The organism is Micromonospora sp. NPDC023869 (assembly GCF_055559695.1).
This window is the reverse complement of record NZ_JBVHKD010000014.1, coordinates 1-20,612: the sequence shown is the minus strand read 5'-3', so window position 1 is coordinate 20,612 and position 20,612 is coordinate 1. Positions and strand designations below refer to the sequence as shown.

Here is a 20,612-nt window from a genome sequence, read left to right as displayed (position 1 = left end):
GCACGGAGCGTGATGTCCTCAGTGGTGCAGGCCGCCGGAGTTCCCCGTAGTTGCCGAACCCCTTCTCACCGATCCGTCCCGCGGTGTCTCGACCCTTTGGGAGTGCCAGATGAAGTGGAAAACCTCTGCCGTGACGGCGACGGTGGCAGTTCTTCTCCTACCTTCCGTGGCGGCCTGCGGAAGCGATGACTCCGCCGCCGCGAACGGCTCCTACCGGGTGGGCCTGTCGGACCCGGTGTCGTCGCAACCGCTCGACCGCGCCTGGGGACAGGCCACGATCGCGGCGGGCAAGCACGCCGGCATCGACGTCACCGTGCTCGACGCCGCCCTCGACGCCAACAAGCAGGTCTCCGACATCGACCAGTTCGTCGCCCAGCAGATGGACGGCGTGATCGTCTTCCCGCTCGCCCCGAACGCGGTCGACCCCGCCCTCGAACGTGCCCGCACCGCCGGGATCAAGGTGCTGGGCGCCTCCGCGATCATCTCCGAGAGCGAGCCGACCGAACCGGTCGCACCCTACGACGCCGCCTTCAACCAGAACTCCGACGTCGGCGGCGCCCGGCTGCTCGCCGACCATGTGGCCGAGCGGCTCAACGGCAAGGGCCGCGTGCTCGGCATCGGCATCGGCGCTCCCGTTCCCTCGATCAAGTTCATGGTCGAGAACTACGAGAAGTACGTGACCGAGGACCGGCCGGGCATCGAGTGGCTCGGCACCGTCGACAACGCCACCGACGACCAGGCGGGCGGGGAGCGGGCGGCCACCGAGGCGATCGCCCGGTTCCGGGGCGAGATCGACGCGGTGATGGCCTACAACACGGCGAGCGCGATCGGCGCCGCGGTGGCGCTCAACCGGGCCGGCATCAACGGCGTCGTGATCGTCGGGCAGAACGGCGACCCGGAGGGTGCCCGTGCGGTGCAGCAGGGGCAGATCGACGCGATCGTCGACCTCGTTCCCTGGCGTCAGGGCCTCGTCGGGGTCGAGATCATGCGGCGCCTCCTCGCGGGCGAGACGGTCAAGCCGGTCACCTACCTGCAGCCGGAGCTCTACACCCAGGAGACCATCGGCGAGCGTCTGGACTGGGACGAGGCGATCAGGCAGATCGAGAGTGGCGAGTTGACCTGCGCCAACGGGGGATGCCCGGAACATCTGCGCTGACCGGCCGGCACCGAGCAGGGAGAGCGATGACTACTACCGAGGAGTTGACCTGGCTGGACGCCCACAGCCAGGCGGCCCTGGTCCACGCGGGCCGGCTCACGCCCGGTGACCTGGTGCGGGCGGCGGTCGCGCGGATCGAACGGATGGATCCGACGGTCAACGCCGTGATCCACCGCCGCTTCGCCGCCGCGGTCGCCGAGGCCGACGCCCTGGCCGGGCGCTCGGACCTGCCCTTCCCCGGAGTGCCCATGCTGCTCAAGGACCTCGGCTGCGCGATGGCCGGCGAGCCGGACCAGCAGGGTTCGGTGGTCCTACGCGACGCCGACCACCGGGCCGCCCGGGACGCCCACGCCACCCGCCGGCTGCGGGCCGCCGGTTTCGTCGTGCTCGGCCGGACCGCCGTCCCCGAGTTCGGCCTGGCGGGCAGCACGGAGAGTGCCGCGCACGGCGCGACCCGCAACCCGTGGGCTCTCGGCCGGGTCGCCGGGGGCTCCTCCGGTGGGGCCGCCGCGGCGGTGGCGGCGGGCATGGTCCCCCTCGCCCAGGGCAGCGACGGCGGCGGGTCGATCCGCAACCCGGCGGCCTACTGCGGGCTGGTCGGGCTCAAGCCCAGCCGGGGCCGGGTCAGTTCCGGCCCGGACACCCCGGACGCGCTGGTCGGTCACGCCACGTTCGGGGTGCTCACCCGATCGGTACGCGACACGGCCGCGCTGCTCGACCTGCTTCAGGGCTACGAGCCGGGCGATCCGGCGGTCGCGCCGGGGCCGTCGAGCCTTTACACCGAGGCGATCACCCGTCCCACCACCGGGCTCACCATCGGGCTCCTCGACGCCGACCGGCTGCCGCAGGAGTTCGTCGAGCCCGCCAACCGCGACGCCGTACGGGAGTGCGGCGAGTTGCTCGGCCAGCTCGGGCACACCGTGCGGACCTCCCATCCCGAGGCGATGTTCGACCCGGACTACCACGAACGGTTCGTGGACGCGTTGAGCCCTGCGGTCAGCCTCCTCGCCGAGCTGATCCCGACGATGGTCGGTCGCCCGGTCGACGAGAGCGAATACGGCCTCATCTCACGGTTCTGGATCGAGCGGGGACGGGCCCTCGACGCCACCGGCCACCGGCGGGTGATGGCCTGGATGGACCGCTACCGCGAGCGGATGCTGGCCTGGTGGCGGGAACACGACGTGCTGGTCACCCCGGTTTCGCCCTGGCCGCCCCCGCCGCTGGGCTGGTTCGACGGACCGGCCGGGGTCCGACGGTCCATCGAGTTCCTCCGGTTCGTTCCCCAGTTCAACAGCACCGGCCAGCCCGCCGTGGCGGTGCCGCTGTTCGAACGCGACGGTCTGCCACTCGGCGTGCAACTCGTCGCCGACTACGGCCGCGAGGACCTGCTGCTCCAACTCGCCGCACAGCTGGAGGACGCCCGCCCGTGGGCCGGTCGGCATCCGGTCGGGCTGGCCGGCACCGCGCTCCGGCCCGGAGCAGAGGTACGGGAATGAGTGCTTCGCTGCTGCAACTGACCGGGATCCACAAGAGGTTCGGCCCGGTGGCCGCGCTCGCCGGGGTGGATTTCGAGGTACGCCCGGGTGAGGTGCACGGGCTGGTCGGGGAGAACGGCTCGGGCAAGTCGACCCTGATGAAGATCGCCTACGGTGAGCTGCAACCCTCCGCCGGGGAGATCCGCGTCGACGGCGAGACGGTCACCTTGCGTACCCCGCAGGACGCCGCCCGGCACGGCGTCGTGGCCGTCGCGCAGGAGGTTCCGCTGGTCGACGGCCTCAGCGTCGGCGAGAACATCGTCCTCGGGCGGTGGCCCCGCGCCGGCACGGTCGTCAGCCGGCGACGGATGCGGGACCAGGCCGCACAGGCCCTCGATCAGCTCCAGTCGACCCTCGATCCCGAGACACCGGTGTCGGCGCTGGCCCCCAACGACCGTCAGGTGGTGGCCATCGCCCGCGCGCTGGCCACCCAGGCCAGGGTGATCGTGCTGGACGAACCGACCAGCTCGCTGACCGAGGACCGGGCCCAGGCCCTGTTCGACATCGTACGACGCCTCCGGGACCAGGGCCTGGGGCTGATCTTCATCTCGCAGCGGCTCCCCGACCTGAGTCAGGTCGCGGACCGGATCACCGCGCTGCGCGACGGACAGGTGGTCGGCACGCTGCCCGTGGCGGAGGCGACCGAGGACCGGATCACCCGCCTGATCGTCGGGCGTTCCCTGGACGACTACTTCCACCGTTCCCGTCGACGCAGCCCCGGAGAACCGGTCCTGGAGGTCTCCGGACTCGCGGCGGGTGGCCGGGCCGAGACCGTGTCCTTCACCGTCCGGGCCGGCGAGGTGCTCGGGCTGGCCGGGCTGGTGGGCTCCGGGCGGACGGAGGTGTTGCGCGCGGTGTTCGGCGCCGACCGGCCCACCGAGGGCCGGATCCAGGTCAACGGCCGGCAGCTGCGCGCCGGCTCGCCCAGAGCGGCCATCCGCTCCGGCGTCGCCTTCGTCACCGGCGACCGCAAGGGCGAGGGCCTGGTGTTGAGCCGCAGCGTGGCGCAGAACATCACCCTCGCCCGGGGACGGCTCTCGCTGCGGCCGATCTCCGGCCGCGGCGAGGCCGCCACGGTCACGAAGCTGATCGAGCGGATGCGGATCCGGCCACCGGACCCCGACCGGCTGGCCGGCGAACTCTCCGGCGGCAACCAGCAGAAGGTGGTGTTCGCCAAGTGGATCGCGCTGGGCCCCCGGCTCCTGCTGCTGGACGAGCCCACGCGGGGCATCGACGTGGGCGCCAAGTCGGAAATCTACGGCCTGATCGACGAATTGGCCGCCGCCGGGGTGGCGGTGGTCCTCAGCAGTTCGGAGAACTCCGAACTGATCGGTGTCTGCGACCGGGTGCTGGTGCTCTTCGACGGGCGCGTCGTGGCCGAGCGCGAGTGCGACGGACTCGAAGAGGTGGAGGTGGCCCACTATGCGGCCGGTGGACATGAGCAGTGACACTGCGATCGCGGCGCAACCGGCCGACCGTGGCCCCGCCGGTGGTGGCGCCGGCCGGCGCGACCGGGCCGGCCGGGCCGTCGTGGGCCACATCTACCAGAGCGTCAAGGGGTACGGGGGCGCCCTCGGCGGCCTGCTGATCCTGCTCGTCTATCTGATCAGCACCCAACCGTTCTTCCTGACGAAGGCGAACATCCTCAACGTCCTGGCGACCAACAGCCCCTTGATGCTGGTGGCGGTCGGGCTCACCTTCGTCATCCTCAGCGCGGGCTTCGACCTGTCGGTCGGGTCGGTGATGGCCGCGACCGGGGTCACGGTCTACTTCGTGCTGGATGCCGGGGCACCGGCACCGGTGGCGCTCGTCGCCGGGCTCGCGACCGGGGCTCTGCTCGGCGCCGGGCTCAACGGCCTGCTCATCGGGGGCTTCCGCCTCAACTTCTTCGTGGTGACCCTCGGCACGATGACGTTGATCAGCGGGCTCGTCCAGGTCTCCACCAACGGCAGCACCTACTCGATCGACTCCCCCGGCATCTTCTACGCCATCGGCAACGGAAGTGTCCTCGGCGTACCGGCGCCGATCTGGATCGCCCTGGCCGCGGTGCTGCTGGCCGGCGCGGTGCTGCGCTTCACCCCGTTCGGCCGGGCCGTCTACGCCGTCGGCGGTAACCGCGAGGCCGCCAGACTCGCCGGCATCAACGTCACGGCGGTGCTGATCTCCGTCTACACCATCGCGTCGCTGACCGCGGCGCTGGCCGGCCTGGTCATGGCGAGCCGCCTCTCCGCGGCCTCACCCACCGCGGGTTCCACCATCGCCCTGACCGCCGGCGCTGCGGTCCTGCTCGGCGGAACGAGCTTCTTCGGCGGCATCGGCGGCATCAGCGGCACGGTGGTCGGGGTGTTGCTGATCGCGGTCCTGCAGAACGGACTCGGTCTCATGGGAGTCTCCTCCTTCTGGCAGGGCGTGGTGACCGGCACGGTCCTCATCGCCGCCGTGGCACTCGACCGACTGCAGAGCCGCAGCCGAACCTGACGCACATGCCTGAGAGAGCCCCTGGACGCGCCGGTGGGGGTGGTGATCGTGGTGACCCACTCCACCCCTCACGCACATCCCCCAGCGCCCTGACCAGAGCCGAGTACCCGAGATGGCGCGGTCTCGCGTGCGCGGTGATCCGGCCCGCCGAGCCAACAACGGTCGTCCGCCTCCGAACCCGCCGGGCATGCGTGTGTCAAACCGCAGGCCCGGCAGCGAGGAGACGGTGACGATCGAGGTCCATCGCACCATCCGCACCTCACCCGAAGGCGTCTTCGCGGTGCTCGCGCATGGTGCGAGCTATGCCCACTGGGTCGTCGGCGCCGCCCACCTACGGGCCATCGAGACCGGCTGGCCCGCAGTGGGCACCTGGCCTACTTGGTCGGGTTGCTGTCGCCGTTGGCGAGCAACAACGGCTGGACCCTCACCGAGGCCGCCGGCGACACCACGCCGAATCGGATGCAGCGGTTACTCAACCGGTCCGCGTGGGGGACGGCCGGGCGGACGGAGAACTGCCAGCTCGGGGTGTTCCTCGCCTATGCCACGCGGCGGGGCGCACGCTGATCGACCGGGAGTTGTATCTGCCCCGCCGCTGGTGCGACGATCCGGCCCGCCGCGCCGAAGCTGGCATCGAGGCGGGCGTCGGGTTCGCCACAAAGCCTGCGCTTGGGCTGCGGATGGTCGGGCGCGCCGTCGCGGCGGGGCTCCCGGCGCGCTGGGTGACCGCGGACGAGGCCTACGGGCAGGACTCGAAGTTCCGGACATGGTTGCAGCAGCAGCGCGTTGGCTATGTCCTTACCGCGCCCCGCAACCAGCGGATCCCCACCACGGCCGGCAACTCCCGTCCGGACGTTCTCGCCGCCGCCGCGCCTCTGGCGTGGAAGCGCCATAGCTGCGGCGACGGTGCGAAAGGACCACGGCTCTACGACTGCCGTGGCCTCTCTGCCCGGCACCGTCAACGGATACGGGCATTGGCTGTTGATCCGCCGCAGCATCACCGGCTCCACCGACCTGGCCTACTAACCTGATCCGCATCGCGGGGACCCGGTGGGCGGTCGAGGAGTGTTTCCAGACCGCCAAGACCGAGGTCGGTCTGGACCATTACCAGGTGCGTCGGTACGACGCCTGGTACCGGCACATAACTCTCGTTCTGTGCGCCCACGCCTACCTCGCCGTCACCGCCGCCCACGCCAAAATAGGGGGCACCGAATCCGATGACGACCTCATTCCGCTCACCCTCGGTGAGGTCCGCCGTCTCCTGGCACACCTGATCACCACCACCCGACCCTTCGACCACACCCATCGATGGTCACGATGGCGACGACGACACCAGTACCGCGCCAGAACAGCCCACTACCAGCAAAGACTCCAACTCCACCAGGTGCGGCTGGAGTACTAAGGACTCAGGACACTAGTGTTGTGGCCAGCGAGGTGTTCGACGTGGCCATCGCGTACGACGCCGGCGCGGTGGAGTCCGACGACGGCGCAACGAACGTCCACCGGTTGGCCGACTGACCGTACCGGAGGAAGAAGGCCGGGGGCCCTGGGATATCAAGACAAAGGTCAATGCGGTCTCCTATCTGACAGCTTCAGCTGTAGGCGTCCGCCAGTCAGAGAAAGTAATGTGCGTTCGGCCGCCGACTTGATCCCCAGGACCGGGAGCCGCAAGTCAGACATATGCATAGATAGGAGCTGTTTTGGCAGCACTGGAAGTCGGCTCCTGGGTTGCAGGAATTGCGGGAACGATGATCGCGCTCCTTAGCCTACTGATCACCCTGCGCGCATTTCGCGAAACCGGCCCCAATCGAGATCCACGGAATCTCGTCAAAAGTCCTGACAGGGCGACAGTTCCCGCAACACACGCTGCAACCATGAGACCTCCGGGCACCGTGCTCGCAGCGTCCACTCTCTGTCTAACTCTTGCACTCCTATTCGGCATCAACGGCATTCTGGCCGCAACCAATCGCAACATATCCGTCGCCATCATGGAGGCCGCGCCAGCGACCACCGACACCGATCGCTGGCTTCTCGAGGATGGCTTCGCTCTCCAACTCTTCGCCATCTGCATGATATCTCTAGCGGCGTCGACGGCGTGCTCCGTATTTGCATATCTGATAATGAGAGGATCGCGCGGCGCTCAAGTTTTCGGCGCGATCGCGCTGCCCACTCTTGGGATTATCTCCTGCTGCGCCGGGGCGATAACCCTTTCCTCCTACCCGGCATCCAATCCAGATATCCCCGTGTGGTGGACGGTGAAAACCGTAGTGTCGATTGCCCTCATCGTCACCCTCCCTTTCCTGATTGCATTCTTCCTGCTTCTTCCGTCCGCTAACCGATTTATCAGTGAACGGAGGTAACGGGCGAGAGTTGGGTCCGTTTTGGCTCCGTCTCACATCCGGCGACGAACGTGACGCGGGCGAGGCTGCCTTTATGTACGGCTTTTGGTCCGCGACTCGGTCGGTCGGGATCCAGAGTGCCGTCGAGAATCACGTACGCAGCGGGCGATGCGCCACATAGCCCGGCAGGTCCTGGGCATGAGCGCCGAGCAGGTCGATGGCTTCCCGGACGCACTGCGAAGCCGCAGGCCAGACGAGCAATGAGCGCTCTTCATCGTGGGTTTGGGCTTGCTGCATTGATAGGTGACACTTCGCCGCATTTAACATGCTTGATCATCCTTCGCCCCAATGGGGCCGGCCGGTCCCGTCCATGCGGAGCGGCTGGATGACGTTCCCGCCCGCTCGACATCCGGCTGTCCGAGGAACGGCCTCGGCTTGGAGCCACCGGCGGCGAGCCAGGTCGCCGGGCTCAGGCTCGGCGACTAGGCCGTGTTTCGTAGGGCGTTGATGTGGGGTGTGGCGGTGGTCGCTAATGGGAGAGGTCTCCGGTAGTTGGTTCAGCGGCCAAGCTAGAACTTCACACCGGAGACCTCGTGCCGAGCGTAACGGCAGTGAGGCGACAACAAGCTTATCCGCCGAGGCGTGCACCGCAGCGTGGTCGCGCTGGAGAAACACATTTGCGCCTGGCTCACCCTGTCGAACGAGCAGCCCTACCCTACGTCTGGATTAAGACCGCCGACGAGATCCTGACCAACCTCGCCACGCACTGCAAACGAATCAAAGACTCAGGACACTAGGCGCTGCTGCCGAGTTCGTTGATCCTGGCGCGGATGCTCTCCACCTGGTCGCCCAACGCGATAAGCAGGAACCGGCGGGGATCATCGGCGGGCGCCTCGGCGACGGTGCCAGCGAGGTGGGCGTACAGGCCCTGTGCGTTCTCCAACTCCGGAAGGAGTTTGGCGAGCTGCTGCTCTGGTGGCAGCGCACGGAACTATCGTCCGAGGTCTTCGTGCAACGCGTTCACGACCGGGTCGTTGAGCCAGGCGTCCACCACGTCGGACTCAAGACGGTGGCGAGGGCGCCGTGCCAGCTTTGTCCGGGCGCGGTCGTTGCGCCATGCCCGGTAGGAGTTTGCGGAAACGCCATGGTAGATGCCGTACGGTAAAAACTGTAAACGGGTTTCGAAGGGTGCAGGCATCAGCCGCAGTTACCCCAAGTGGAACGACCCCCGATGGCCTCGTAGCCATTATAATCGCTAGTATTGTAGATCGATCCCTTGTACTGGACGCAAGTGCGATTTGCTGGCCCCCGAACCGCAGCATAGTACATGTACAATCCCTGGTCCCAGCGCCAATAAGCCTCCCCTTGAACCAAGAGCCCAGCCCCGGTCATTGTCCGGATTCCGACATAGGCGGATTTAATGCTGACTACGCAGTTGTACCCGCCACTGTACATCAGATAAACATCGCCCCACTTACTTCCAGAGTCAACTTCTCGCAATACGCGGTGTCCATCGGTGGTGCGGCTCCAGTTGCCACCAAAGTCGTTATTGCATGCTCTCTCGGGCGTGTAGGGATTGGCAGCTGCATGAGCTGGAGTACCCAGGGTAGCCACCGCCGTTACCACCAACACGATAAAAGCAACTATCCGCAGCATGGGCTTGCCCTCCTTGGTCGCAATAACCGGCACACGCCTCGATGGGGGGACACTCGGAGTGTTCGACTTGACACTTAACGCCATCATCTACTGTGAAGTGCCCTTGGGGTAGACGGGCAACAGTGCCTGTCGGATACCCGTCTACCTGCTTCGCCGATCGCCTCACCCGAGACACGCTGCGCCGACGGATGGTCGCGCCGCCCTTCCGTCACCTCGCGTCGAATGTACGTCGAGTCGCAGCCCGTTGGCACAGTCGCTGCAACTGCGAGACTGGGCGTCCAGTCTGAGTGGTGGATTAGTACTCCAGCAGGAGATCCGTTCTGACCTGCCGTAGCAGTGTGGTTTTGTCCGTGGGCATGGAGCAGCCACCGCTGAGTCTCGTGGTTGTGTGGACCCGAGATACGGCGGTGGCTGCCGCTTACAGAGTAGACGTCGGGCGATGGTGTGGGCTGTTCGACGAACTGATGGACGTGGTCGGGTCGCGTTTCGGCCGGCCTGAGCCGCGCCGGCGGGTGCGGGACTTCATGGCTGGCCTACTGGCGCCGTTGCCGGCGAAGAATTGCTGGATGATCGCGGAGCACGCCGGGGATGACGGTCCAGGAGGAATGCAGGACCTGATCGGTCCGGCCAGGTAGGACGACACGCAGGTCCGCGCCGACGTGCGGGATTTCGTCGCGGTCAAGCTCGGGCACCCGACGGAGTGCTGTTGATCGATGAGACCGGTGATCTGAAGAAGGGCGTGCACACCTGGGAGTGCAACGGCAGATTCCGGTACCGCCGGGAAGATCGAGAACTGCCAGCTCGCGGTGCACCTGCCCTATGCCGCACCGAGCGGGCACACCTGGTCGACGTCACTCTCTACCTGCCGAAGTCCTGGATCGGCGGTCCTGCGCGACGGGTGGAGGCCGGGGTGCCCGACACCGTCGGGTTCGCCACGAAACCGCAGCTGGCACGACGGCTGATCGACACCGCCCTGGCCGGCGGGCTGCAATGCCGGTGGGTCGCCGGCGACGAGGCCTACGGCGGTGCCCCGCACCTGGCCGCGGCGTTACGCGAGCACGGACTGGGTTACGTTCTCGCGGTCGCTTGCTCGCACCGGGTCCCTACCGGCCTGGGCATCCAGCGAGGGGACCAGATCTCCGCCGACCTGCCGACCCGGGCATGGCAGCGGATCTCCGCCGACCAAGGAGCGAAAGGTCACCGCTACTACGACTGGCCATTCGTCACCCTGCCCCTGGCCGCCGGCGAACACCAGGGCCACCACTGGCTGCTGATCCGCCGCAATCGCACCACCGGTGAGCTGGCGTTCTACCGCTGCTGGTCACCGCAGCTCGTGCCGCTGCACCACCTGATCGCCGTCGCCGGCCGACGCTGGAGCATCGAAGAATCCTTCCAGGCCACCAAGACCGGCCTCGGCCTGGACCAACATCAACACCGCCGCTGGCGAGCCTGGCACCGCTGTACCAACCTCGTCATCACCGCCCACGCGTTCCTCGCCGCCGCCGCAGCCAGCACCACCGCCCCGCACGGCCGAGCAACACCAGCAGACAGCGACCACGGCCAAGACCTCTCAGACAAGGCCAGCCACCTCACCGAGAACGATTTCCTCGCCATCATCGACGAACTTGGCGACCTGGTCACCGCACCACGAGACGTCGACCCCGAACACAAACTGGAGGTCTACCGCAACCTCGGCCTACACCTGATCTAAAACCCGCAAACACAAACGGTGCGGGCAAGTGTTGACCTTGCCGCGCACCGTTGGGATTCGGTTTGTGTCCGAGGGGCGACACGACCCATTGGCCCACCGCCGATGACGCTCAGCGCAACTCTGGACCTCGCGCAAGTCTAGCTGTGGTGGTGACCTCTTCGGGATCGCGGAAGAGGTCACCGAGCAGAGAGCTCTGGTCAACGCATTGCCGGTGGGATTGCTGTCTTCACCGCCTTCGGTTCCACCGGTGCCCGCGTTCGTGCAACTCGGCGGTCAGCCGGCCGGCACCGTAGACACCACGATGCTCCGACCAGGCTAGCCAGGTCACCTCGGCCCTGTGCTGGTCATGGCGTTTCCGTTCGGCGGCACGTTGCCGACCTGATCGGAGCCACTGAGCCACTTCGTCGTGGGTAGCGGGCGTCCTCGGCGGTTTGGAGGACGAGTATGGCGTGCACGATCGGGGTGCCACGGCGTGGGTAGCAGCGGAGTTTGGTCAGGGAGCAGTCCGCGCTGGCCTTGCCGATCCCCCGCACGGCGGGAGGGTCTGCTGCCTTCCCTGGTACCGATTCTGAGACGGAATCACACCTGGTAGAGCCGCAGACGAACAGCTTTGGGCGGGCCGGGCTCTGTTTATCCGCGTTGATGGTCGTGACCTGGTCAATACCAGTGGCGGTGGGCGGCCGTCGTACATGACTCGGTAACCGGCGCACAGGTCCAACGATTAGCTACTACGCGATGACGACCGGCCGGTCAGCGACCACAGGGCGGGGCGTACGGGAGGTTCGGCAAGTACTTTTCCCATTCCGCCCGGCTGATATCGTCGCCGGTTGTGGAACAGACAAACGCCGCCACCTGCTCGGGGTCGAGGTTCCACAACCGTGCCGTCCGGTCCGCGCCGCCAGTCACAAGGACTGGGTTCTCGCTACCGAACGCCACCACGTAGACGGGCTTGTCGTGAGCGGTGAGGGTCGCGAAGAGGTCGGGACGACGCGGATCGGTGGTATCCCACAACCAAGCCGTGCCGTCACCGGCGCCTGCGGCGAGTCGTCGCCCATCGGAGCTGAACGCGACCGAGTAGACATAGTTGTCGGGGCCGGTGAGGGCCTGTCCCACCGGGGCTGGCGCAGCTGGATCCGTAAGGTCGAAGAGCCGAACCCTGTTGTCGGCGCTTCCGACTGCCAGGAACCGGTGGTCCGGGCTGAACGCGATGCCGTAGACGTAGCTGTCCGGGCCGCTGAGAACTGGGCCGAGGGCTCGGGGGGAGGCGGGGTCGGTGATGTCCCACAACCGTACGGTGTTATCCGCGCCTCCGGCGGCCAGCAGTCGGTTGTCGCGGCTGATCGCGACGGCTAGCACGTAGTTTCCGGGCCCGGCCAGGTTCGGATGCAGTCGGCGAGGCCGATGGGGATCAGCAACGTCCCATAACGAGACTGTCGTGTCGCTGCTACCCACGGCGACCAGCTGCCCGTTGTTACTGAAGACGATGGACTGGATGGTGGCGGTGTGACCGGTGAGCCGCTTCGGCAGCGCGACGGGGCGCGCGGGATCGGTGAGATCCCACAGTTGTGCTGTGCCGTCGCGGTCCCCACTGATCAGCGTGCGGGCGTCCGGGCTGAACGCCGCCGCGCCGGACGTGTTGCCGGATAAGTTCAGCCTCGATAATGCGGCACCGACCTGCCGCGGCTGCCTTGGATCACTGACGTTCCACAGGGTTCCGCCGTTGTCTGTGTCCGTGACGGCAAGGACGTGACCGGCGGCGAACGATGCCGCGAAAACGTTCGCCCTGGGAGCCGTGACGACAGGCCCCGGCACACGCCATATTCGGGCTGTGCCGTCGGCGGCCGCGGTGGCTACCCGGGCCGGGTCGGCGAAGGGAAAGACCACGGTTGTCAGCGGTGCAGGGTGCCGCTGTACGTGCATGACCTTGCGGGTGGCCGCGTCCCATATCCACAGGCTGCTGTCGGAACTGGCGGCAGCGATCCGCTGGCCATCGGGGCTGAACGCGACCGAGTTCACCCACGTGCCTGGGCCGGTCAGCCTGCCCAGTGACACGGGGCGGTCCGGCCGGGCGAGGTCCCACAGGTGAACGTTGCCATCGGCACTACCCGCCGCCAGCGCCCGCCCGTCCGGACGGAAGGCCACCGAGTAGACCGTCTTGGCGGGACCGTTCAGGGGCGTTCCAACGGCGAGCGGCGCGAGCGGCCGGCCGACGTCCCAGATCCGAATCGTGGTGTCGGCACTGCCAGCAGCGAGGAATCGGCCGTCCGGGCTGAATGCGACCGACTGTACGAAATCGGTGAAGCCCCTCAGCGCTGGGCCAAGTGGGCGTGACGTCTCCGGGTGAGTGACATCGAACAGCTGAACGGTATTGTCGGCGCTGCCTGCGGCGAGCGTCCGGCCGTCCGGGCTGAACGCTACTGAGTAGACGGTGTTGGCGGGGCCGGTCAGAGTGCCAGCCGCCGACGGTGTCCGCTGGTCGGAGATGTCCCACAATCTGATCGTGCGGTCGCCACCGGCGCTGGCCAGCATCCGCCCGTCAGGGCTGAATGCGAGCGAGTAGACGGTGTCGGTGTGCCCCGATAACGGTTCACCGACCGGTACCGGCCGGCCCGAATGCGGGAGCGCCCAAAGGCGTACGGCACCATCGCTGCCCGCCGCCGCCATCAGCCCGCCGTTCGACAGGAACGCCACCGTTTGCATGACGCCAGGCGGCCCTATGACGCGGGTGACCGTCGGCGAAGCGTAGGAGCTGAGCAGGCTGGACCTGGACTCGGGTATCGCCGCGATCCGGTAGGCGACCAGTGACAGCTGCATCGCAAGCGCCGCGTCCTTGGCGCGTACTTGATTGGCGACGGTGGCGATCTGCCGTGCAACCGCCAGTTGCCGCTGCTCGTCGGCGGCCGCGCGCTGTTGCAACGCGAACGCGGTCGAGCCGGCCGAGGCGACGAGGAGTACGGTCAACGCGGCGAGGAGCTGTTGCATCCTGCGGCTGCGCCGCCGCGCCGCCTGTTGCTCGGCGAACGCGTGGGCGATGCTGGCATCGAGGAATTCCCGCTCGATTGGGTCGAGTTCGGCCTGGTGGTCCGGTTCGGCCGCCCACTCCGTGGCGATGGTGAGCCGTCCTCCACGGTACAGAGCGTTCTGGTCGCGACCCAGACCGCGCCACGTCTCCGCAGCGGCGTTCAACTGGCGGTGAATGCGCAGGCCGGCCCGATCCGCGTCGATCCACGACCGCAGCCGGGGCCACGCCGTCAGCAGGGCCTCGTGGGTGAGTGTGACTCGGTCGGCCTGGGCGGTGATGAGCCGCTGGCCCACGAACACGTCCAGAACGTCCTGCATGCCGTCGCCGACCTGGCGCATCTGGAGGTGCGGTACGTACCGACGAGTGTCGGCGGCGTCGTCCGCCACGTGGACCAGGCGCAGGAACAACCGACGCGCGAGTTGCTGCTGCAGAGGCGTCAGCGAGGCGTACGCCTCCTCGGCTGTCCGCGCGACAGCACCGCGAATGCCGCCAGTGTCACGGTAGTCGGCGGTGGTGAGGCGCACGGCGCCGCCGCGCTCCCATGTCGACAGGAGGGCGTGGGACAGTAGCGGAAGGGCGCCAGCGTCGTGTGCTACGTCCTGCGGATCGTCGCCGGACGGCCGCAGATCCCGCAGGAGCAGCTCGACCAGCCCGTCATCAACCGTGAGCTTTGCCTGGCGTGCGGGCTCCACGATGGCCCTGCGAAGCTCTGCCTCCCCCATCGGCGCCACGACTACCTGCGCGTCCTGCAGTGCCTCCGCGAGTTGCGGGTAGCGCAAGGCAGAGGCGTAGAAGTCGGCCCGCATACCGATGACCACGAGAGCGGAGGAACCTGGCCGGACAGCCGCGCCGTCGCTGGCCGCCAACGAGCCGGCCACCGCAGCCAGCGCCGCCACGAAGGCTTGGCGCTCGGCCTCTTCCGCCCCGGCGGTGAACATCTCCTCGAACTGGTCGACAACGATGGCGATTCGCCCACCGGTCAGCCCCGGTCCGGTCTCATCCACATCGGAGGGCTGTGCCAGTTCGGGAGCACGATGCGGCTCTGCGGACAGCCTGGCCGCGATCTCCTGCGCGTCGTCGCCGGTCAGCGCCGCCAACTGCTCGGCCAGGGAAACCATCGGCCGAGTCCCAGGCGTCAGGATCAGGGAACGCCAGCCGAATTCGGACAGCGAGGCCACAAGACCCGCCCGCAGGAGCGACGACTTGCCTGCGCCGGAGGGCCCCACGACAGTAAATAGCCCGCCCTCCGCATTGGCAACGGCGCGTTCGACCAGGTCCGCCACGAGCTTTTCACGGCCGTGGAACCACTCCGCGTGCTCCGGCTCGAAGCGGGCCAAACCACGGTAAGGCGGAACCTCCCCCGTCCGTCGTGGCCCCGGCGCGCGACGTGCCCGAGTAAGTGCCCGCGTCCAATGTTCGAGCGTCTCTGGGTCGTCGACCCCGCACGCCCGCAGGATCCGAACGAGCATGTCCGGCGGCTTGACCGGCGGAAGATGAGTCCCTGAGAAGTAGCCACCGACGGTGCTGACGGGGATATCCACCACCCGCGCGACGTCCCGGACGGTCAAGCCAGCTCGTTCCCGAACCCGGGTGAGTTCGCGCCCGAACTCTAGGCGGGTCCGGACGTTACCGACACGTTCTGCGTCGACACCCCAGGTCGTGTCGTCGGGCATTGTCCTTCCCATTCCCACACCCCTGCCGCAGACGATGTTTCCTACCGTCGACCGCCCTCGAGTATCCAATGCCCGGCGTAGCGCTACGTGTCGTCTTGTTGACTGGCTGACGTCGTTGGGGGTGCGGAAATACGGCGGTCGCTTCGCTGGAAGCGAGGCGTACGGGCCTGTCCAGGACTCGTCCGGGGTTGTCCGGAGAACCCGTCAGACCCTTCCGCTGGCCCTTCACAGCCGCGACGGTCGACGTGACGCCAACGAGGCGTCCGAATCACAGTCGTACTCGGACGGAGGACGAATGCCCGCGATTGCCCACACGAACACCTCCTCAGTGAGAGACACCGAACCCAACGGCCGGACCACCGGCGCACCGTCAGTGGCACGCCGGTGGCGTACCCGCCTCACGGCAATGGCCGTCGGCCTCACTGCGGCGCTCACCCTGGTCGGCCTAACCAGCCCGGCGCAGGCTGCTGCGTCGCGACAAGAAGCCCCGCAGCCGCTGGCCGCAGCAGCCTCGGCGGTGCGCCCGGACACGGCGGTCAAGCCTCTCGCCTACCCCCGGGGCTGGGTCACCGAGGGCAACCTTCGCAAGAACCCCAACCTGGGCGCGGAGAAGATCCTCACCATCTACAACCAGTGGGTCGAGATCAGCTGCTGGATCGACGGCGGACCGAACGGCTTCGGCTCGAACCGGTGGTTCAAAGCCCACTACTACGACAAGGTCGGCTACCTCAGCAGCGGAGTGGTGAGTAGTCAGCCGTCTGTGGGTGCCTGCTAGCAGGCCACACTAAGCCGGGTTCTCGGCGCTGGCGATTCGCCAGCGCCGAGAACAGGAGTGTGAACTGCCCCGGATCTTGTAGGACTCCGCAGAACCCGGGGCGGTTCAATGCGTCCGGATACCGTTACGGGTCCCGCGCGTCCTTGCAATCCGGCCAGGCGCGCCCCTTGTGGACGGTTTGTTCGACTGTCCAGAACCTGACAGCGCAACCAGGGGAAGCGATGCGGAGAGACGAGCTGCGGAACTTGGTTCAGCGCAGCCCCTGGCTGATCCGGGCGCTGGGCGTCGTGCGGGACTCCGCCCTGCCGGACGCCCGGATCGGCGCCGGCACCATCCGCGACCTCGTCTGGGCCGAACGGTACGGCAACGGCTTCGACCCGTCATCGGTACGCGATGTCGACGTCGCCTTCCTCGACCCGACAGACCTCAGCCGCGACAACGACAACCGCGCCACCAGACGCCTGGTAGCGGCCTGGCCGGAACCACCATGGGAAGCGAAGAACCAAGCCGCCGTCCACACCTGGTATCCGACGAAGTTCGGCAGCGGCCCGGTACCACCGTTGCGCAGCATCACCGAAGCAGTCGCCACCTGGCCCGAATACGCCACCGCCGTGGCCATCCGCCTCGACGCGCACGACCACATCGCCGTCTGCGCACCACACGGCCTCGACGACCTCCTCGACGGCGTGTGGCGGCGCAACCCGGCCAGGGTCAGCCCGGAGATCTCCCGGCAACGACTTGCCCGCCACCGCCTCACCGAACGCTGGCCCGGCGTCCGCGTCATCACCTGAACCACCCACGTCCCACGCCGGCAGCCGCCGCCACGGTCACCACCTCGTCCGCCAGCGGCCCCTCCGACCCCGACCCGGACAGCCAGCCATGATCTTGAATGATGTGTGCGTCGTGTGCTCTCCAGCAGGTGCCACCGTGGGCCACAACCGGTGCCACACCAGGTCAAAGCAGGCCAACGATCACGGCCGCAGACGCCGTCCGTGTGATCGACGCGTGGTCATCCGCCGCCCCGGCCAGCCAGGACAACCCAGGTCAACCCGGGCCACTCCCTGCCACCCCGGGTCAACCCGCAGGCCGTTAGACTGGGCCCCTCGCGCCCTCGTAGCTCAGGGGATAGAGCATCGGTTTCCTAAGAGCGTGTTTGAGAAGGTCTGTTGGGGACGGCGTGGTGGTGTGACTTCTGCTGGTGGGGCGGGCAGGGTGGCGCGGTGTCTGCTCGCCGTGGCTACCCTTCCGACCTGACTGATGCTCAGTGGTCGTTGGTCGAGCCGTTGTTGCCGGAGCCGAACACGGACGGCCGCAGGGAGAAGCACCCGCGACGGGAGATCGTGAACGCGATCTTGTACGTGGTGCGGTCCGGGTGCCCGTGGCGGTACCTGCCGGCGGATCTTCCGCCGTGGCAGACGGTGTACTGGTACTTCACCCGGTGGGAAGAAGCCGGCGTGACGGAGAACCTCCTTACTGTGCTGCGGATCAAGGCGCGGGTGCAGCAGGGCCGTAACCCGGACCCGTCGGCGGGGATCATCGATTCGCAGAGCGTGAAGGGCGCTGACACCGTCGGCCGGGACAGTCGGGGCTACGACGCCGGGAAGAAGGTCAACGGCCGTAAGCGGTTTATCGTCACCGACACCCTGGGCCTGCTGGTCGCCGTCACCGTCCTCGCCGCGAGCTGGCAGGACCGCGACGGCGCCAAAACCGCCCTGCTCCACGCATACATGATCACCCCGATCCGGCACGTCTACGCCGACCAGGGCTTCACCGGACGCCTGGTCGACTGGACCCGCGACACCCTCCGCACCACGCTGGAGATCGTCCGCAAACCCGCCGACCAACGCGGCTTCACCGTCCACCCCCGCCGCTGGGTCGTCGAACGCACCCTGGCCTGGCTCACCGCCTACCGCCGACTGGCCCGCGACTACGAACGCCACCCGGCCGTCTCCGCAGCACTCATCCGCTGGGCCGCCATCGCCGGCATAGCCCGCCGCATCACTCGCGGCCAACCCGCACACCGACAAGCCCGCCGCACCTTCAACCGAACCTGATCAACCCCATCTCAAACACGCACTAAGTGCGTGTTTGAGAAGGTCTGTTGTGGACGGCGTGGCGGCATGACATCCAGCGGTGGGGCGTGCAGGGCGGCGCGGTGTCTGCGCGTCGTGGCTACCCCTCCGACCTGACTGACGCCCAGTGGGCGCTGGTTGAGCCGTTGTTGCCGGAGCCGAACACGGACGGTCGGCGGGAGAAGCACCCACGGCGGGAGATCGTGAACGCGATTCTGTACGTGGTGCGGTCGGGGTGTCCGTGGCGGTACCTGCCGGCTGATCTACCGCCGTGGCAGACGGTGTACTGGTACTTCACCCGGTGGGAAGAGGCCGGCGTGACCGAGGAACTCCTGGCTACGCTGCGGGTCAAGGCGCGGGTGCAGCAGGGCCGTCAGTCGCAGCCGTCGGCGGGGATCATCGACTCCCAGAGTGTGAAGGGCGCCGACACCGTCGGTCGGGACAGTCGAGGCTACGACGCCGGAAAGAAGATCAACGGCCGTAAGCGGTTCATCGTCACCGACACCCTGGGACTGCTGGTCGCCGTCACTGTCCTCGCGGCGAGTTGGCAGGACCGCGACGGCGCGAAGACCGCCCTGCTCAGCGCCTACATGATCACCCCGATCCGGCATGTCTATGCCGACCAGGGCTTCACCGGACGGCTGGTCGACTGGACCCGCGACACCCTGCGCACCACGCTGGAGATCGTCCGCAAACCCGCCGACCAGCGCGGCTTCGCCGTCCACCCGCGTCGGTGGGTGGTCGAGCGGACCCTGGCCTGGCTCACCGCCTGCCGCCGCCTGGCCCGCGACTACGAACGCCACCCGGCCGTCTCCGCAGCCCTCATCCGCTGGGCCGCCATCGCCGGCATGACCCGCCGTATCACCCGCGGTCAACCGGCACAACGACAAGCCCGCCGCACCTTCAACCGGACCTGAACAACCACATCTCAAACACGCACTTACACATCAATCAAGCCCTACCTGGCGGCGCAAGGAACGACCGTGGCACTGATTGGCGCATCGCCGACGACGGCCTCGCAGGTCGCGCTAGTGAACCTGGCTGATGACGAGCCTCGGGTGGAAGTGCTCGCCAAGTCAGAGCACGCCGAACTCTCCGGAGCACAGGTGTCGACGCCCACGGAGCTGCGGGTCCAGGCCGCAGGTGGGCGCGAGGTATCGGCCCTGGTGTATCCACCGACGGGCTCGACAGCGGACTGGCGAGCACCCGTGATCATTCGGGCTCATCCTGGACCGACCGCCTCCTGTCTCCTGCGGTTGGATTGGCAGGCGCAGTTCTTCACCAGCCGGGGGTTCGCTGTCGTGGACGTCGACTACCTCGGCAGCACCGGCTACGGCCGTGCTTTTCGGGAATCGCTGTATGGCCGGTGGGGTCTGGACGATGTCGATGACTGTGCGGCAGTGGCTGCTCACCTGCTGGCGGCAGGGCGGGCATTGCCAGGCCGGATTTTCATCCGTGGTGCCAGCGCTGGAGGCTACACCGCACTGCATGCGGTTGCGCAGAATGGCCCGTTCGCCGCTGCCACTGCCGTGTCGGCGATCGTGGATCCAGATCGGTGGGCCGAGACGGTGCCACGGTTCCAACGTGCCCATGCCATGCGGCTGCGAGGCGGGGCCGGCCGGGTTCGGGCCTCCAACGTCCAACGACCTGTGCTGTTCATTCACGGCACCGCCGATGACGTGGCCGTGGTCGAGGACGTTCGCGTACTCGCCGACCAGCTGGCCGCGCGCGATGTGCCCCACCGACTGCTACTTCTTCCCGATGTCGGTCATTCTGTGGCAACCTCCGCAGAGGCCGGCACGGCGTTGGAGGCGGAACTGGCTCATTACCGTGCGGTGATGACGGCCGCAGTGACCAGTTGAGAGATCACACCGCTGCTTGCGGCAACTGACGGCACCAGAGCTGGATCAGTTCGGCCAGCGGGCACGCAGCGTTGTGGTGGCGATGCGTGACGGCCACGACGACTCGGCTCAGGCATTGGGGCTTGACCCCTGACCCTGGACACGGGGTTTATGCGGCCGGGGCCAGCGTAGCTGGCGCTGGCCGGGTGCTCTTCTCGTAAGTGATCGGTGCTTGCTGTCCGAGCCGTGAGTGGCGTCGGATGGTGTTGTAGCGGTGCAGCCAGCGAAACGAGGTCAGTCGTGCTTCGCGTTCGTCGGTGTAGGCGCGGCGGCCTTGCAGGGTCTCGCGTTTGAAGG

The 20,612-nt window shown here is 67.7% G+C and carries 15 protein-coding genes and 3 pseudogenes; 14 read left to right on the top strand and 4 right to left on the bottom strand.

Going from position 1 to position 20,612, the window contains the following annotated elements:
- The first annotated feature begins 166 nt into the window (after positions 1-166).
- The 8 genes from ACZ31C_RS28110 to ACZ31C_RS28075 all read left to right on the top strand — a co-directional run bounded on the left by ACZ31C_RS28110 (position 167) and on the right by ACZ31C_RS28075 (position 7,526).
- Entirely contained in the window at positions 167-1,156 is a 990-nt protein-coding gene (locus ACZ31C_RS28110) for a sugar ABC transporter substrate-binding protein (protein WP_465797844.1), read from the top strand.
- A gap of 26 nt (positions 1,157-1,182) precedes the next feature.
- Positions 1,183-2,652 (top strand): amidase, encoded by a 1,470-nt coding sequence (locus tag ACZ31C_RS28105; RefSeq protein WP_465797843.1) that lies wholly within the window; start codon positions 1,183-1,185, stop codon positions 2,650-2,652.
- Positions 2,649-4,139 carry a sugar ABC transporter ATP-binding protein gene (locus tag ACZ31C_RS28100; RefSeq protein WP_465797842.1) on the top strand — a complete coding sequence of 497 codons (1,491 nt, stop codon included), beginning with the start codon at positions 2,649-2,651 and terminating at the stop codon, positions 4,137-4,139. The genes ACZ31C_RS28105 and ACZ31C_RS28100 overlap by 4 nt, the downstream gene beginning before the upstream one ends.
- Positions 4,129-5,169 (top strand): ABC transporter permease, encoded by a 1,041-nt coding sequence (locus tag ACZ31C_RS28095; RefSeq protein ID WP_465797841.1) that lies wholly within the window; start codon positions 4,129-4,131, stop codon positions 5,167-5,169. Before ACZ31C_RS28100 ends, ACZ31C_RS28095 begins: the two co-directional genes overlap by 11 nt.
- 378 nt (positions 5,170-5,547) lie before the next feature.
- Positions 5,548-5,733, top strand: a complete 186-nt coding sequence (locus ACZ31C_RS28090; RefSeq protein WP_465797950.1) for a hypothetical protein — start codon at positions 5,548-5,550, stop codon at positions 5,731-5,733.
- Positions 5,655-6,197, top strand: a complete 543-nt coding sequence (locus ACZ31C_RS28085; protein ID WP_465797840.1) for a transposase — start codon at positions 5,655-5,657, stop codon at positions 6,195-6,197. Before ACZ31C_RS28090 ends, ACZ31C_RS28085 begins: the two co-directional genes overlap by 79 nt.
- 80 nt (positions 6,198-6,277) lie before the next feature.
- Positions 6,278-6,568, top strand: a complete 291-nt coding sequence (locus tag ACZ31C_RS28080) for a hypothetical protein (RefSeq protein ID WP_465797839.1) — start codon at positions 6,278-6,280, stop codon at positions 6,566-6,568.
- Between the two features lie 298 nt (positions 6,569-6,866).
- Complete coding sequence (locus tag ACZ31C_RS28075; protein WP_465797838.1) at positions 6,867-7,526, top strand: hypothetical protein; 660 nt, start codon at positions 6,867-6,869, stop codon at positions 7,524-7,526.
- A 772-nt stretch (positions 7,527-8,298) separates the two neighbouring features.
- Here the strand turns inward: ACZ31C_RS28075 and ACZ31C_RS28070 are convergent.
- The gene (locus tag ACZ31C_RS28070; RefSeq protein ID WP_465797837.1) at positions 8,299-8,448 is read right to left on the bottom strand and encodes a hypothetical protein; all 150 of its coding nucleotides are present in this window, start codon (positions 8,446-8,448) and stop codon (positions 8,299-8,301) included.
- Positions 8,449-9,861: 1,413 nt separating this feature from the next.
- On the opposite strand from ACZ31C_RS28070, the gene ACZ31C_RS28065 reads away from it, so the two are divergent.
- Complete coding sequence (locus ACZ31C_RS28065; protein WP_465797836.1) at positions 9,862-10,872, top strand: IS701 family transposase; 1,011 nt, start codon at positions 9,862-9,864, stop codon at positions 10,870-10,872.
- A gap of 410 nt (positions 10,873-11,282) precedes the next feature.
- On the opposite strand, the pseudogene ACZ31C_RS28060 reads toward ACZ31C_RS28065, so the two are convergent.
- Positions 11,283-11,369 (bottom strand): annotated as a pseudogene (locus tag ACZ31C_RS28060) (IS5/IS1182 family transposase); the annotation flags it as partial.
- Between the two features lie 253 nt (positions 11,370-11,622).
- Positions 11,623-15,567, bottom strand: a complete 3,945-nt coding sequence (locus ACZ31C_RS28055) for an nSTAND1 domain-containing NTPase (protein WP_465797835.1) — start codon at positions 15,565-15,567, stop codon at positions 11,623-11,625.
- 328 nt (positions 15,568-15,895) lie between these two features.
- Between ACZ31C_RS28055 and ACZ31C_RS28050 the strand changes: the two genes are divergently transcribed.
- From ACZ31C_RS28050 to ACZ31C_RS28030, 5 genes and pseudogenes are all read left to right on the top strand, one after another.
- Complete coding sequence (locus ACZ31C_RS28050) at positions 15,896-16,342, top strand: hypothetical protein (RefSeq protein WP_465797834.1); 447 nt, start codon at positions 15,896-15,898, stop codon at positions 16,340-16,342.
- Between the two features lie 221 nt (positions 16,343-16,563).
- Positions 16,564-17,133 carry a nucleotidyltransferase family protein gene (locus ACZ31C_RS28045; RefSeq protein ID WP_465797833.1) on the top strand — a complete coding sequence of 190 codons (570 nt, stop codon included), beginning with the start codon at positions 16,564-16,566 and terminating at the stop codon, positions 17,131-17,133.
- A gap of 429 nt (positions 17,134-17,562) precedes the next feature.
- On the top strand, positions 17,563-18,396 hold the full coding sequence (locus ACZ31C_RS28040) for an IS5 family transposase (RefSeq protein ID WP_465797832.1): 834 nt from the start codon (positions 17,563-17,565) through the stop codon (positions 18,394-18,396).
- A gap of 101 nt (positions 18,397-18,497) precedes the next feature.
- Positions 18,498-19,331, top strand: coding sequence for an IS5 family transposase (locus ACZ31C_RS28035; protein WP_465797831.1), 834 nt, complete (start codon positions 18,498-18,500; stop codon positions 19,329-19,331).
- 24 nt (positions 19,332-19,355) lie between these two features.
- Positions 19,356-20,276: pseudogene (locus tag ACZ31C_RS28030) on the top strand (alpha/beta hydrolase family protein); the annotation flags it as partial.
- Positions 20,277-20,424: 148 nt separating this feature from the next.
- On the opposite strand, the pseudogene ACZ31C_RS28025 reads toward ACZ31C_RS28030, so the two are convergent.
- Positions 20,425-20,612 (bottom strand): annotated as a pseudogene (locus ACZ31C_RS28025) (IS3-like element ISRhosp5 family transposase); the annotation flags it as partial.

Excerpts from the sequence above, each read along its gene's own strand:
- ACZ31C_RS28105 (WP_465797843.1), top strand. The coding sequence starts at position 1,183 with ATGACTACTACCGAGGAGTTGACCTGGCTGGACGCCCACAGCCAGGCG.
- ACZ31C_RS28100 (WP_465797842.1), top strand. The coding sequence starts at position 2,649 with ATGAGTGCTTCGCTGCTGCAACTGACCGGGATCCACAAGAGGTTCGGC.
- ACZ31C_RS28095 (WP_465797841.1), top strand. The coding sequence starts at position 4,129 with ATGAGCAGTGACACTGCGATCGCGGCGCAACCGGCCGACCGTGGCCCC.
- ACZ31C_RS28055 (WP_465797835.1), bottom strand. The coding sequence starts at position 15,567 with ATGCCCGACGACACGACCTGGGGTGTCGACGCAGAACGTGTCGGTAAC.
- ACZ31C_RS28045 (WP_465797833.1), top strand. The coding sequence starts at position 16,564 with ATGCGGAGAGACGAGCTGCGGAACTTGGTTCAGCGCAGCCCCTGGCTG.